This window comes from Pseudoalteromonas sp. Of11M-6 (genome assembly GCF_022347905.1).
GTDB lineage: Bacteria > Pseudomonadota > Gammaproteobacteria > Enterobacterales > Alteromonadaceae > Pseudoalteromonas.
On the sequence record NZ_JAKRFW010000060.1, the window covers coordinates 13,654 to 27,881 of the forward strand.

A 14,228-nucleotide genomic window follows, 5' to 3' on the forward strand; every position below is an offset into this window, starting at 1 on the left:
CATCAATGTTACGAAGCCCAGGTTGGGTACAGTTAGTTAGCTAGCTTTTGCTGGAATAAGCGTATTGCTTTACTACTCCAATTGCGCTGTGATGCCGACTTCAATGCTTGTGAGGCAAGCTTCTTGGCCTCTGCCTGATTATCTGTAAGCTTGGCAGATAGTAGCAGCAGTTCAGGGTGTTCGGGATCGATGGTGAGACCATGACGCAGCCAAGCCTTTGCCTGAGTTTTGTCGTTGAGACGAGTTAAATAAGTGTTTGCTAATAGAAGTGTGGAGCGCAAATGGCCGTTGTTCGAAGCTTCGGTAAGTACTTGTAGCGCACGTGGAGTATCTTGCAGCTCTGTGTTTGTAAGTAGTGATCGTGCTAAGCGATATTTTGCGATATCCATGGTTTGTGCTGCGTGTTCAAGCCAAAGTACACTAAGTCGATGCTCTCCCACATTGATAAGTTGAGTTGCTAAACGATATTGTGCCAAGTCCAAGCCATTTTTGGCTGCAGCTAAATATAATTCATTTTCTGGTTCTTCAGCGCGCCAGTGATAGCGCAGCAGCTGATACGCGTTGTAATCTTTCATACTCAACCAGTTAGCAATATAGTATTGTACTTGCGCCACACCACGTTCTGCAGCGTCGATATTCTGCTTTAGCTGTTTTTCGTAGGCCTTCTTTTGAATGGCTAAGGTTTCGCGATATTGCTCGCCTTTATATGTCGCAAAATGGTAAATCAGCGTGTGTGCTTGCTTTGGTCCACTATATCGCCACTTCTCTACAGCATTTAACAGGCTAGCGGTGAATATATGCTTGGGGTAACTATCTACGACCTCAATATTGGTTGCCTTACCGCCTTGGTCGATATCAAACTCTAACCAAACCCAGCCCTCAACCCCTTGTCGTACGGCCTCATCAGGATAGTCAGGTAATACATCGTGAGTTTTACTCGGCGTAGAAACGATATTGGGTTGTTTGAGCCGGGCAAGTGTTGAATCAAGTAAGTAGGTGTCTGCCAAACGATTTTTTTGAAGTGTTACGAAATCTTTTAGGCCACTTTGGTCGTCGGACTGCTGCAAAACGAGTTGCGCAGTTTGAAAGGCTTCAGCAATACCGAACTCTTTAGCCAATGAAAACCAAGCAAAGGCATTTGCGGCACTTTGTTCGGTTCCTTGACCGTACAAATGCATCACCCCAAGATTATACATGGCGTCTGCATTACCTAACTGAGCTAGGCGATTGAATTCAGAAAATGCAAGAGTGAATTCTTCATTCTGATAGGCGAGGGTAGCATCATAAAGATCGGCTTTTGTCTGCCAACTTATACTCAGAAAAAATGAAAAAATAAGCCCAGAAATGAGATTGTTGCGCATTTTATTGATTACTCATCCTCGGACTGCTCTTTGGGGTTGCTGTGGCCATTTTTAATAGGCTATATAACCACAATATAAGGGAAATTTAAATAATAAAAGCTGATAGCAAACGCTATCAGCTTTTTGGAACTCCGGGCAGGGAGTTTACTAAGTCGAACCTGTGTTAGCTTGGAAGCGACTTAATTCGAGTCATGAAACTATTTCTTTACGACTAATAAGACCAGATTTAGCGGTAAAAGTTTCATTCGCTATTCGGTGTTAGAAGTTAAATCTAACCCCCGCGCTAAAACGCCTTCCATCGGCATAGACACCCGTTAGTGCTTGCTCAACTCCCTTTTCCTGATAGCTAAATGTATGTTCATCCGTCAAGTTGATGGCCTCAAGAATAAATGCCACATTCTCATTGTAGTTATAGGTAAGGTTGGCATCTACTTGACCATAATCGTCAATGTATCCTGGCCAGTCTCGACCTGTATCATACCCTGTTCTGAAGTTGTATGAGATACGGGCACTAATGAATTCGTTTTCATAATAAGAACTCAAGTTAACGGTATGCTCAGAGTTGCCTGGGATGGTAATGTCGTTACCTTCATCATCTTTGGCTTCACCATCTACATAGGTATAGTTAGCGGCAACGCCAAAACCTTCGTACAATTCTTGTTGATAACCGACTTCCAGACCTTGAATACGACCCGCTTTACCATTAACTGGACGGCTGATCAGTACCTCTTTACCTTCGTGAGTTTCAAGTGCCGGTTGGCTCTCGATAAACGACTGAATATCTTTGTAGAAAAATACCGCAGAAAAAAGACCTGCGTCGCTAAAGTACCACTCGATACCGGTATCAAACTGCGTCGCTCTATATGGGTCGATGTCAGGATTACCGCCAGTGCCGGTTTGTGTTTCCAGGTTGTATGAGGTTGATGCTGTCATATCGGCGTAATCTGGGCGAGACATAACTCGTGCCGCAGAAAAACGCATTAATAAATCGTCATCTAAGTCAATTGCCAAGTTAATGCTTGGAAGAATGTCGAAGTAGTCCTTTTCTTCCGTTGTCCATACCTCAGCACCCGACTCACCTGCAAACGCGGATGAGGTTTGTTTGGTATTTACAAGCCTCACGCCTAAATTACCGCGTAGACCATCTGCATCCAGATTCGCTTTAATGTAGCCTGCGGTAATTTTTTCATTGATATCGAAAGTACTGGCCTTCAATACTCGGTAATTCCAACCCAGCGCATCACCTTCTTGGCGTATTTTATCTGAATCAGTGATTGCATAGCTGCGCGTTGTGCCTGCTGAGCCTATGCCTGAAAGGTAATCAGAAGGCATGGCTTTAGAGTAATCAGCTAGACTCCAGTTTAAGTCGGTACGATTATCCGTTGTGTGTTTGGTATTAAAACGACTGTGATCACGATATTTAAAGCCTACTTTGATCTGGTTAAAGATAGCGACATCAATTGGGCGTTTAAAATCGGCTTGAAAATAAGTTTCATCATCTTTCGCATCATTGCTGTCATAACGTAAAAAGCCTAAATTCCATTTATCACCATCGTTTGGATCGGCAGCATAACTGGTTTTTACGTCTTCCTCTTGGGACGCATCAAAGCTGTGAACATAGTTGCCTTCCCAACCAACGGAGCGATCCGCTTGTGAACCACCCGAACCTTCTGTGTAACCTAAGTGATATGAAGATTCCCAAAGTTGCCCTTGATGTTCAACTTTTAAGTCGTACGATTTGGTTTTGAGCTCAGAGTTACGTACTTTGGTCTCATCCAGAATGTTATTACCATCTGGTGATAAGCCAAGCGTCCCGCCGACGGCCATCTTTCCAACTACGGGGTGGTCGATAACGGTAATGTCAGCATATTGTGAGCCGCCGTAACCGGGTAACCACAGGAAGTTTTGGTTTTCATTGTCGGCTTCAAGTGTAGAGTCTAACGCATTGAATACAATGTCCATATTTTCATTTGGACGATATTGCAAGGCGAGGTTTATACCCGTGCGCACGCGCTGCTGTGAGAACATTGCTGAGCCGCCACCGCCAGGGCTGTAGACATTGTCGACGACGGTACCGTCTTCAAGTGTGATATCACGATAGGTCCAAGACCACGCTTCAATACCATCACGACGTAAGTTGCGCTCTTGGCGCACGACAGAAATTAAGGCGCCAAAAGATTCATCATCGGTCTTAAAGTTGTACATAGCGGAAAGTTGCGGGTCGGTTTCACCTGACACTTCGCTGTGCTGTGCGATAATTGAACCTGCAATTTTATTTGCTTCTAAATCAAGCGGCTTACGTGTTCTAACAATCACGGTTCCACCAATAGAACCTTCGTCAATATCGGCTTCTGGTGATTTGTAAACTTCAAGCCCAGAAATGATTTCAGAGGGTAACATTGTATAGTTAAAACCACGGCTCGCCGCTGAGTTAGTCCACCAATCCGCTGAGCCAACGGCTTGACCATTCAATAAGGTCCGGTTTTGGCTTTCACCTGTGCCTCGAATGCTAACGCGTTCACCTTCACCAAAACTACGCGTGATTGAAACACCGGTAATTCGTTGTAGTGATTCGGCAACGTTTTGATCTGGAAATTTGCCAATGTCCTCGGCGGTTACTGCATCGACAATGGCGTCTGAGTATCTTTTTGTATTGAGTGATTGAACAACGCTGCCACGGATCCCTCTGACTTGAATAACTTCAACTTCACCATTTTTAGCTGCTTCTTGATTGTTGTTTTCTTCAGCGAGAGCTAGACCCGGTGCAAAAAGTACCGAGCCGAGCAAAGATTGGCTGATTAGTACAGCCAGTTTTTTCTTGTTATTGCGAAACATAAATTCCCCTTGAGTACATATACCAATTAGCCTTAATACTTGCTCAGTTTGAAGGAGTAAATCTGACGCTAACTGCGTTAAAAATTTCTTATTTAGAGCAACTAAATAGCAAAATTTTTGCCTTGTTATCGACAAGGTTTTCTCGCCTCAAAATAGACCACTTAATTAAGATAATTGGTATTACTTGTGATTGAGAGGTTGACCTCGAGAAAGATTAAACACCAGCGGGGTTTGTTAAATCTTGAATTGAAATGAATAGTTATGAATTTGGTGATTTTTTTCTTTGATTTTTCTTATTTTATTGAAATATATGGTTATAAAATAATTTTTTCTGGCTTTTGTGCTGTTTAAGTTAAGTTTACTAGAGTGATTTTGCTTTGTTTTTTGTTAACATTCATAACTAAAAAGAACTGGAAAGTCGCCTTTCCAGTTCTTTTTGCGCGTTATAAGCTCTTTTTAGGTGGCAGTACAACGTTTGAGAAGATAAGGCCAGCGATAAGAGACATAAATATTAAAAAGGTTTGTTGGCCAATATGGTCCGCATGAACAAAGCTTTGGCCTTCAATTAAAGAATTAAGTCCAATATAGGTTTTAGAACCAGGGACCAACACAATCAAACCTTGCATCGCCACAATGGACGCTGGGGCATTTACCACACGGTTAAAGATATTACTAAAGACACCCACTGCAAATGCACCAACAAAAGTACCAAGTGCGTAATCAAAGTAAACCGCAGAACTGATACTGGCTGCGTAGGCGATAAAGCCTGATGCGAGTGACCAACTTGCATGGCGTAGTTTTGTTCTAAAGATAACAACTAGGCTGCTACAAAGTAATAGTACTGCAAGCCAAGCTGTCCAGCGCGGTAATGGTGATGGTTGTATAAAATCAACTTGACCAAAAAACGCAAAACCTAAACTGATCCCCAAAAATGCACCGAAGTAGAGCTTAAAGAGCAACATAATAGAGTCCATGACTCTAGCGGTGCCTGACACTAGATGACGAGCCGATAATTCCGCAAACCCAAGCGCCAGCGCCAAGCCAGGTATAAACACGATAATGGCCGAAAGTACCACCAAACGGATGTTGACCTGCGGGTCAATGTACACAGACACAGCGCAGGCAGCAACTGCTGATACGATGGCGACCAAAGGCTCAAGCATATGTGTTACGCGTTTGGAAATACTTGCCCAAAGCACGAATATGTAGACCACAAGCGATATTAGCGCCGACCACCAAACGTCATTCCAGCTAGTTCCCATCAGCATCGCAAATGCGCCACTTGAGGTTGCAAATGCAAGACCCGTCATTAACTTATTATAAGGGGGCTTAGCGTGCAAAATGGCTTCAAGGCATTGTTCAGCTTCTTGGATTGAAAGCTCACCAGATAACACGCGTGTTGCGACGTCATCCGTATTTGCCAATGAACCTAAATCATGATCGCCGGGATCAACTCGCGCCACATGGGTATATTCTTCTTCATGACCTTCGGTCCAAATTACAAAAGTGACAGATGTCGGAGACATGACAAAGGAAGACTTTAGCCCTAGGTGAGTGGCTATTTCCATTAAATGTGCTTCGAGTCGATAGGCAGGGGTACCGTATTTGTGAAGCATTTTGCCTAACTTCACAATAAAGCGGCGTTTCTCTGTAAAGGTTGCGTTATTCAACGAAAGAGAACCTTAAATATGTAATGCCAATTCTACTGAATGAAGCGAATTGGCGAAAATGTTAAAAAAGTATGGTGTTTGAAATTAAAAAAATCAAACTGAGCTCATCATGGGTACGCGCTGCTAGCAAGATACATATCATTGTAGATTTTAGTTATGTTTTTGCACACGAATTTGATATTCGCAACAGACTATTTGCATAGGTAAATTTGGCGGCCAAGATTGCTGCGAATTCTATCCAGATTCTCAGTAATGTCTATAGTTTTGGCCGCAAATATTTGCATTTTTTATAAACAGGTATCAGCGCTACATTTATTGCTAAGCGCTAAGAGTTACGATGATTCTCTGATCTGCAATGACACATCCACTAGGGTTCTAACGGCAGGTTGCGATTTGTTTAAAATTTCGGATAACGTATGGCATGTCCGCTTACCGATGTCGTCGGCATCAATTCTAACGCTCGTTAATGCGGGCTTCATCAGCTGGGAGTCTTGCAAGTCATCAAAACCGACAACCTTGATGTCTTCACCAGGTACTAGTCCGTGTTCGCGCATGGCTTCAATTGCACCGTATGCAATGACGTCACTAAAGCAAACGATAGCTTTTATCTCTTTATGGTCAGCGATGAGGGTGTTAAACGCTTCTCGGCCCCCTTGGCGATTGGTTGGAGCAGCGATCGCAGGTTGCGCTTCATTTAATCCATTGAGCTTTAGAGCGCTTTGGAAACCAGACAGTCGCTCATGGTAATCTGAAATTTCGGGAGTACCACCAAGAAAAGCAATGTCTTTTATGCCTTGCTCAATGAGGTGAGTTGTTGCTAGGTGAGTCCCTTTTTTATTGTCAGGTAGAATACAGGGGGCTTTCGCGAAGGCCACTTCACGCATAATGGTAATAACTGGAAATCCAGAGTCAGCCAATTGGTCCAGCCACTCTCGAGGGGTACTTGGTGCAGGCACCATAACAAAGGCACAAACGTTGTATTCTTTAAGAGTATTAACGACTTGGCGCTGGCGATTAAAGTCTTCGCCTGTATTTACCAGCATAGGCACCATACCTAATGCGTAAATATGCTTTTCTAATCCGACAGCAAGCTGAGCAGAGTACGGGTTTGTTAAGTCGTTGATAACAACAGCAACAAGATTAGACTTTTTACTACGTAACGCTGCTGCGTCGCGATTATAAACATACCCCAGCTTTTCGATTGCTTTTAGTACTTTCTCTTTGCTTTTATCGCTGACTTTATCGCTATGCGTTAGGACAAGAGATACTGTTGATTTAGAAACTTGTGCCTCTTCGGCAACATCAAAAATGGTAACCTTAGCGAGTTTTTTATCGTTGTTCATGCTAATTCGTATCAATTATGGCTGGTTAAGTGACTAAGTGTACATCAAGTTTTCATCGCATTAAATCGCAAATCTCTGCACATTTCCCGATAATCGTTATATGATCACCTGCTAAACGCCGAAGATAGGTAAATACAGTGAAATTATTAAAACAAATCACATTTATCATATTAATGACTACCGTATCATATACGGTATGTGCACAAGAGCAAGGCTACATGACACCTTCTCCAGAGCTGGCAAAGCTTGTTGATGCACCATTGATCCCAACCTCTAAATTGAGTGCAAATGGTAATTGGTTGGCATTGTTACAGCGCAATAGGGTACTCACGCTCGAAGAGCTTGGGCAGCCAGAGCAAGCGCTTGCGGGGATAAAGTTCAATCCGCAAACCTTTATGCGGACCTCCAGCCGCCAATATAGCTCTATTGAGTTTAAACATGTCGCAACCGGTGCCTTAATTAAGGTGACAGGTCTACCTAAAGGCAAGATCAAGTCTCCAAGCTGGAGTGCAGATAGCCGCTATCTTGCGTTTATTCTTGAACAAGAAAATAGTGCTACGCTTTGGGCTTACGATATTGAGCAGCGCAATCTTAAACAGCTTACTCAATCAACATTAAATGGGGTGGTGACTTCAACTCCGTACCGCTGGCTGCCAGATAGCACTGCAATTATTGCGAATATTGCTATTAATCATGGCAAACAACCAAGCGCAAAAGATAAATCCAGCCTAACGCCAATAATACAAACCACATCTGGCAAAAAAGCATCAACACGCACTTATCAGAATTTATTATCTAGTCCCTATGATATTCAGCTATTTAAGTTTTATTCTGAGGGGCAGTTAATTAAGCTAAATCTGAATGCCAGCGCGCAGCAAATTGGTAATCCAACGTATCTTAAACACTTCTCGGTTTCGCCAGACTCTACCAATCTAGTGGTTGGTATGATGGCAGATCCCTTCTCATTCCAAGTGCCTTACAGCCGTTTTCCAGCGGTATGGCAAGTGTGGGGAATGCGTGGCTATCCATTATTTGAAGTTGCAAGACAACCACTAGCCGACGCACTGCCTGCGGGCTTTGATAGCGTGAGAGAAGGGCCTCGAAAGATCCAATGGCGTGACGACCATGGCGCGACACTGATATGGGCCGAAGCGCAAGATGGTGGGGATATGAGTGTGGAGGTTGACTATCATGACCACCTTTATACGATTAGTTCGCCATTCAAAAAGGAACCTGAACTTTTCGCAAAAGTAGAGCGTCGTTTTTCAAGTATCGAATGGGCTGATAACAATGTTGCGATTTTGAATGAATGGCGCTTTGCCGATCGCAGTATTCGTTCGTCAGTATTTTCTCCGCGTAATCCAGAGCAAAATCGCGTGGTGTTTTCAGAGCGCAGTTATAATGATGCATACAAAGATCCTGGCAACTTTGTATATGAAAATAGTGATTTAGGTTCAAGAGTATTGAAGTTAGTTGGAGGCAGGTATTTGTTTTTAACGGGCAACGGTGCATCTGAGAAAGGCAACATTCCTTTTTTAGATCGTTTTGACGTAAAAACCAATACTTCAACTCGTATTTGGCAGTCGAGCGAACCTTATTACGAAAGAGTGCGTGCAATGTTAGATGACGAAGGTATGCGCTTTATTACCGTGCGTGAGTCACGCCAAGAACAACCCAACTTTTTTGTCCGTGACTTGCAGTTTGATACTTTGGAGCAGCTAACTAAGTTTGCGCACCCTTATCCTGCATTTAAAGGCGTTGTAAAAGAGCAAATCAAGTACAAACGTGATGATGGCGTTGAGCTGTCTGGTAATCTTTATCTTCCCACTGATTATGACCCATCAAAAGGTCGTATACCTGTGCTGATGTGGGCTTATCCGCTTGAGTTTAAAGATAAAGCCGTTGCTTCGCAGGTGCGCGAATCACCTTACCAATTTCCATATATTGGCTATTGGGGACCAATGCCGTATTTAGCAAAAGGTATTGCAGTTTTTGATGATCCGACGATGCCGATAATTGGGGCAGGTGACGCGCAACCAAATGATACATTTAGGCAGCAATTGGTTGCCAGTGCAAAGGCAGCTGTTGATACCTTAGTAGAAAAAGGGATAGCAGATCCTAAGCGCATTGCGATTGCAGGGCATTCTTATGGAGCATTTATGGTGGCTAACTTACTCGCCCATAGTGACTTGTTTGCCACTGGCATTGCGCGAAGCGGGGCATATAATCGCACCTTGACGCCGTTTGGTTTTCAGGGGGAGCCGCGTAACTTCTGGGAAGCGCAAAACGTCTATGCCAACATGTCGCCTTTTTTCCACGCGGAAAAAATCAACGAACCTATGTTGATGATCCATGGAGAGGAAGATCCAAATTCAGGTACTTTTCCTATGCAATCTAAACGTATGTTTGCTGCAATGAATGGCTTAGGTGGTAATGCAAGGCTAGTGATGTTGCCAGAAGAAGGCCATGGCTATAAAGCACGTGAAAGTATTTTACATGTGCTTTGGGAGCAAGAGCAGTGGCTCGACAAGTATCTGTTTTCTGAAAAGGAAGACGCTGTTCTTGAAGGCGCATCAACAGAAGAAGTGATACCGCTCGTAACGGAAGCGACAGTTAACTAACAATAATCGATTCAGTAGAGGGAGTAGTAGATCTACCCCCTCTATTTACCCTATTTCAGTAATACGAAAATTAAGCTACCTACTCTTTACTAGACACCGAACTGCCGACGGAAGCGGTAATTACCATAAAAATGGCAAGCCATTGCCAAACAGTCAGTAACTCTCCAAGAATTAAAAAGCCAGCCAACGCCGCAACCGCAGGTTCAACGCTCATTAAAATACTAAACCCTTGTGCGGGCATTTTTCGAAGCGCTACCATTTCTAGGCTATAAGGCAGGGCGCTGGATAACAAACCAATTGCGATACCCAATGGAATAAGTGACCAATTAAGGAGGGCTGCACCTTGAGACATCACGCCAAACGGTACGATAGTAAGCGCGGCAACCGTCATGCCGATTGCCACAGTCACCCCGCCGGAGCTTTCGTTGCCTGAGCGCTTACCATAGAGAATATATCCTGCCCAACAAGCGCCAGCAACCAAGGCTAAAGCAACACCTACTGGGTCTAAACCATTGACATCGCCAAGATCTGGTAACAACAGCAAAATTCCTAAAATAGCAAATGCAACCCACAAATAATCACGTTTCCGTTTAGATGAAAATAGCGCTACGGCGAGTGGCCCGGTAAACTCTAAAGCCACACCAATGCCAATAGGGATACGTTCAATGGCATAGTAAAAGGTGATATTCATGCCGCCCAAACATAGGCCATAGACGATGAGTGGTCGCCAGTTTGTCGGTAAATGACGCCAAGGCTTGAACACCAAGCACAAAATAAGAGCTGAAAATCCTAGGCGATATGCTGTGGTGCCCTCAGGCCCAACAAATGGAAATAACTGCTTGGCAATAGAGGCTCCAGATTGGATGGTGACCATAGCGCAAAGCAGGCATAAAATCGCAATGACAAAGTCGCGGCTAAGTAGTGACATTGAGACCCCAACAAGATAAATAACAAGCTTAAAAGATGGCGATATAAGGCTAGTCTAATCGTGTCTAAATAATGGCTCAATTACTTTTGTATATTTTATGCCTTTATTGGTTTTTGAAATGGTTATTTGTTGATTTATTTACTTTTAATTTTCAGTATTTTCTTTTTGTTATCGTTCCAATTGTGCTTACGTATTCAGGTAGTTAAGCCAAGCACTTTCATGTCTTTGCATATTTTTATGCTTTTTCGAATTAAAGTGTGCAAGCCTATCGCGGTCATTGATAAAAGGGCCAGCTCTACAAATAGTACAGTAATTATCACCCAAATAATCAGGTACTTTGAGTTTTGCTCTGATGGTATGAGATGGGTTAACAGACCAGTAATAGCTAATGCCGCTGGTGTCTTTTACATGTTTATCACGGTCGACATTGCGAATTTGATACTCTGGGAACTGTGAAATCTCAAACTGAGACTGACCGAGGTAATATTGTTCAAGTCCGTTGACAAGGCTGCCTTCTAGATTCCACTCTATATAAGGTTTTACGTCCTTAGAGGTAATGATCCCTAGCTGAGCGCCTTTAGGATCAAGTGCATGAGCCGCTGCGTTTATTAAGAATTCTCGCAGCAATTTCCGATTGAGGCTGTTAACGCTCAAAGTCTGGTTTTGGAAGCTTTCAAGCGAGTCAAACGCAGGAATGAGAGGAAACTGAAAAATTACCGCATCAAAGGCATGCGACGGCACTTTTTGCCAACAATGTGCCTCTGTGACATCAAATTGAGTCACTACATCAATCCCTAGAGTATGTAGTTTATCAAATACATTATCTTGATATTTATGCTTAAGTTCACTTTCACTGTCGTAAACACTGGCAGTAAGATGGGCTGGAGCAAAGTACTTTGCTAATGAATATGAGAAGCTTAAATCGCCGTCACCAACGGTAAGAATACGCCAGTTTTTATTGAGTATCATGGAACTGTCTAAATCAGTAAAACGAGGAGTTTATCAAACTAGGCAGTTATCTTGTAGCAATTGGCTCTTTTATTAGTTTAAAACCAACTAGACAAAATACACCCGCCAAAAACCAAATGCTCCCAGCCAAAATTGCAAAACTGGTGGTTTTTTCAGGGAAAACTATAGCTAGCGGCAGTGTAATTGCTCCCCTTACTAAACATAACGTTGAAATAGTAAAGATGGCAGGGCGAAGCATAGGTAATGGTTTGATCCACTTGAAGGCCGAAAGTGCGTAGGCGGTCAAACGTACGCAAAGTCACTCTAAATATTTCCCCCAGTCTTGTGCCTGCCATAGCATTTTGTGCGGTTTGGATAGTTGGTTTATCTGTCCGTTTTGCTTGTCAGCTATAAGTTTTCGTTGTGTACCTTTTTGCTCACGTTGGCGATACGCTAACGCACATAACGGGCACTTAGTATCTTGATGCAGTCCAGAGAGGCTAAAAAAAGAACACTTTCTAGATAAAATATAGATGAGTAATCTGAAGGATGTAATTTCGATTGCATCTTGAGTCTCAACACGTAGCTTCATGGTGCTTAAATCAGATGAACTCTCTGGCTCACCAATTTGCGTCATGCTTGTTTCAAACGTTTCAGTCTTACGTTTTCTCATGTTGCTGTCCTTTTAAATATGCTGAAAATGCCAAAAAGGAACGTGATGTGCGTAACGCATTGCTTTTTCAGTGCGCGTTACTTCAAGTACAGCGCCTTACTGTTCCTTCTAGTGTCAGATCTTACAAAGGTATGAGTCCAAAAGCTTAGACTGTTTCAGATTCTTACACTTGACCGTTTCATTTGTTTAACACAAAATACACAAACAAGGCTCAGGCAGGACTATAGCGTTGTCATTGTTAGTAAAAGAATATTAATGGAGTACCCTAAGGGAAAAGATAAATGACAATTAAAGCAAGCAGTTTAGTACAGCAACTGAGGTTTGCCGCAGGATACTCTGTAATTCAGTTTGCCGCAGGATACTCTGTAATTCAGTTTGCAAGGAAGATGGGCGTTTCAAAACAAACCATCTACAACTGGGAGAGCGGCCTGACAACACCGGATTTAAACCAAGTAATTAGAATGTACATTGTTTGTGGATTGAACCCCAAGTCTTTACTACCAAAGCGAAAAAAAAGCAGTAATGATGAACTTGGTGATACCGATACCAACCTCGATTAAATAGCGCAATTTGCAATCAAGATTGTTACACTATGCATACAAATGTTATTAACATAAGGAATACAAAGTGTATAAAAAAGAACCTAATTACATCTCAAAGCAACTACTTCCTGATGAACACTTAGGCAGTATTATCGGTTCGGGTGGTGTGGTCGGTGATTGCGCTCAAATTAACCGTAGGCAAGTAAGAGACAATATAGCGACCTCTGTAGTACAAGTCATTTCTCACAAGTACTTGCGACTAATTACGGGCTCTGGCGGTGTAGCTGGTGGTGGAGGCGGTCAAGTTGATCCTCAACAAGTGGAAGGTGCGATACAAACGCCTTACTTTAAATCTAGCAACGAGAAATCATGAGTACGTTATATCAAGTCATAATGGAAAATAACCACCTAATCAATATTTCGATTTGGGTGGTATTGATAATTTCAGTCTTTCTAAGTAAAGACAGCCCTAATGTTCAATGGTTAGCAGTCAATATTTTATTTGCACGCACATTAGACATTGCACTGTATGAACCTGCTTTAAAGCTGGGCGGAGGGTTTTACTTTATAATGGCGACGCAAAATTTGCTTTTGATGGCGCTCATCATAAAACGCAAACAGATTGCAAACTATATAGCGCAGTTCAATTTAAGCTTTATCAGTCGCTTTGCACAAAAAAGCGCAAAAGACTTTTCCCTAACACCAAATGAGCTCACTTACATACTCATTTTAGCAAGTGCTGCTCTCATTCAAACTGCGTCCCTTATCGAGCGAGGGTTTAGAAAGCTAACTGACTTTAACCCAATGTTTATCTATAACGCGTACCCAAGCTTGATGCACATACTCACTATTCTTTCCGTGCTGGTTGTATTTTCATTAGTCATTGATGCTTATCGTGGTTTCTATACTCGTCGTGACTCTACAAGCCGCAGCTCAATGTGAGAGCATGGCTCGGAGTAAATTAGCTTTGTACTATCACATAACGTGCAGAGGTTACTTTTATTAAAATTGGAGAATTCTCATGATATTGTTACCCAATGATATAGCTAAAAAATAACAGGAGCAGCAGGCGGTGGAGTAACTAGTCCTGACCTACCTGAAAGAAAAGAGTAAAGTTTGGGTGTAGATTGATTTATATACATGATAAAGTATTAGAAGTAGCCCATTACGTGTTCTAAGGAAGTAGTACTGCGTATTGGTGGAACGGCTTTAACCAACAACAGTGGACATAAAAAATGCAAACAAGGATTGTGGTGTATGGTACTAACCATCCTGTACATGTCGTCGATTTTGAACTCACGACCTGT

General features: G+C 42.7%; 11 protein-coding genes. 4 read left to right on the top strand and 7 right to left on the bottom strand.

Annotated features, from left to right (window positions below):
- Positions 1-32 precede the first annotated feature (32 nt).
- The 4 genes from MHN32_RS20820 to MHN32_RS20835 all read right to left on the bottom strand — a co-directional run bounded on the left by MHN32_RS20820 (position 33) and on the right by MHN32_RS20835 (position 7,209).
- Positions 33-1,361: a TonB family protein gene (locus tag MHN32_RS20820; protein WP_239422690.1), complete on the bottom strand. Its 1,329-nt coding sequence runs from the start codon at positions 1,359-1,361 to the stop codon at positions 33-35.
- A gap of 258 nt (positions 1,362-1,619) precedes the next feature.
- A complete protein-coding gene (locus MHN32_RS20825) occupies positions 1,620-4,196 on the bottom strand; it encodes a TonB-dependent receptor (protein WP_239422691.1) in 2,577 nt (858 codons plus the stop codon).
- 443 nt (positions 4,197-4,639) lie between these two features.
- Entirely contained in the window at positions 4,640-5,866 is a 1,227-nt protein-coding gene (locus MHN32_RS20830; protein WP_239422692.1) for a threonine/serine exporter family protein, read from the bottom strand.
- Positions 5,867-6,198: 332 nt separating this feature from the next.
- The gene (locus tag MHN32_RS20835; protein ID WP_010379361.1) at positions 6,199-7,209 is read right to left on the bottom strand and encodes a LacI family DNA-binding transcriptional regulator; all 1,011 of its coding nucleotides are present in this window, start codon (positions 7,207-7,209) and stop codon (positions 6,199-6,201) included.
- 137 nt (positions 7,210-7,346) lie between these two features.
- Here MHN32_RS20835 and MHN32_RS20840 point away from each other — a divergent pair, with 137 nt between their 5' ends.
- On the top strand, positions 7,347-9,830 hold the full coding sequence (locus tag MHN32_RS20840; protein WP_239422693.1) for a prolyl oligopeptidase family serine peptidase: 2,484 nt from the start codon (positions 7,347-7,349) through the stop codon (positions 9,828-9,830).
- Between the two features lie 79 nt (positions 9,831-9,909).
- Here MHN32_RS20840 and MHN32_RS20845 read toward each other — a convergent pair whose 3' ends face one another.
- The 3 genes from MHN32_RS20845 to MHN32_RS20855 form a co-directional block, all read right to left on the bottom strand.
- Positions 9,910-10,758: a DMT family transporter gene (locus tag MHN32_RS20845; RefSeq protein ID WP_239422694.1), complete on the bottom strand. Its 849-nt coding sequence runs from the start codon at positions 10,756-10,758 to the stop codon at positions 9,910-9,912.
- A gap of 186 nt (positions 10,759-10,944) precedes the next feature.
- Positions 10,945-11,727, bottom strand: a complete 783-nt coding sequence (locus tag MHN32_RS20850) for a Rossmann-like fold-containing protein (RefSeq protein WP_239422695.1) — start codon at positions 11,725-11,727, stop codon at positions 10,945-10,947.
- Positions 11,728-12,025: 298 nt separating this feature from the next.
- Positions 12,026-12,379: a hypothetical protein gene (locus MHN32_RS20855; protein ID WP_239422696.1), complete on the bottom strand. Its 354-nt coding sequence runs from the start codon at positions 12,377-12,379 to the stop codon at positions 12,026-12,028.
- Between the two features lie 281 nt (positions 12,380-12,660).
- Between MHN32_RS20855 and MHN32_RS20860 the strand changes: the two genes are divergently transcribed.
- From MHN32_RS20860 to MHN32_RS20870, 3 genes are all read left to right on the top strand, one after another.
- A complete protein-coding gene (locus tag MHN32_RS20860) occupies positions 12,661-12,939 on the top strand; it encodes a helix-turn-helix transcriptional regulator (RefSeq protein WP_239422697.1) in 279 nt (92 codons plus the stop codon).
- 67 nt (positions 12,940-13,006) lie between these two features.
- Complete coding sequence (locus MHN32_RS20865; protein WP_239422698.1) at positions 13,007-13,294, top strand: hypothetical protein; 288 nt, start codon at positions 13,007-13,009, stop codon at positions 13,292-13,294.
- Entirely contained in the window at positions 13,291-13,863 is a 573-nt protein-coding gene (locus MHN32_RS20870; protein WP_239422699.1) for a hypothetical protein, read from the top strand. Before MHN32_RS20865 ends, MHN32_RS20870 begins: the two co-directional genes overlap by 4 nt.
- The last annotated feature ends 365 nt before the right edge of the window (positions 13,864-14,228 follow it).

Bases quoted from the DNA above. Each gene is read 5' to 3' on its own strand.
- MHN32_RS20820 (WP_239422690.1), bottom strand. From the start codon at position 1,361: ATGCGCAACAATCTCATTTCTGGGCTTATTTTTTCATTTTTTCTGAGT.
- MHN32_RS20825 (WP_239422691.1), bottom strand. From the start codon at position 4,196: ATGTTTCGCAATAACAAGAAAAAACTGGCTGTACTAATCAGCCAATCT.
- MHN32_RS20835 (WP_010379361.1), bottom strand. From the start codon at position 7,209: ATGAACAACGATAAAAAACTCGCTAAGGTTACCATTTTTGATGTTGCC.
- MHN32_RS20845 (WP_239422694.1), bottom strand. From the start codon at position 10,758: ATGTCACTACTTAGCCGCGACTTTGTCATTGCGATTTTATGCCTGCTT.
- MHN32_RS20850 (WP_239422695.1), bottom strand. From the start codon at position 11,727: ATGATACTCAATAAAAACTGGCGTATTCTTACCGTTGGTGACGGCGAT.
- MHN32_RS20855 (WP_239422696.1), bottom strand. From the start codon at position 12,379: ATGAGAAAACGTAAGACTGAAACGTTTGAAACAAGCATGACGCAAATT.
- MHN32_RS20860 (WP_239422697.1), top strand. From the start codon at position 12,661: ATGACAATTAAAGCAAGCAGTTTAGTACAGCAACTGAGGTTTGCCGCA.
- MHN32_RS20870 (WP_239422699.1), top strand. From the start codon at position 13,291: ATGAGTACGTTATATCAAGTCATAATGGAAAATAACCACCTAATCAAT.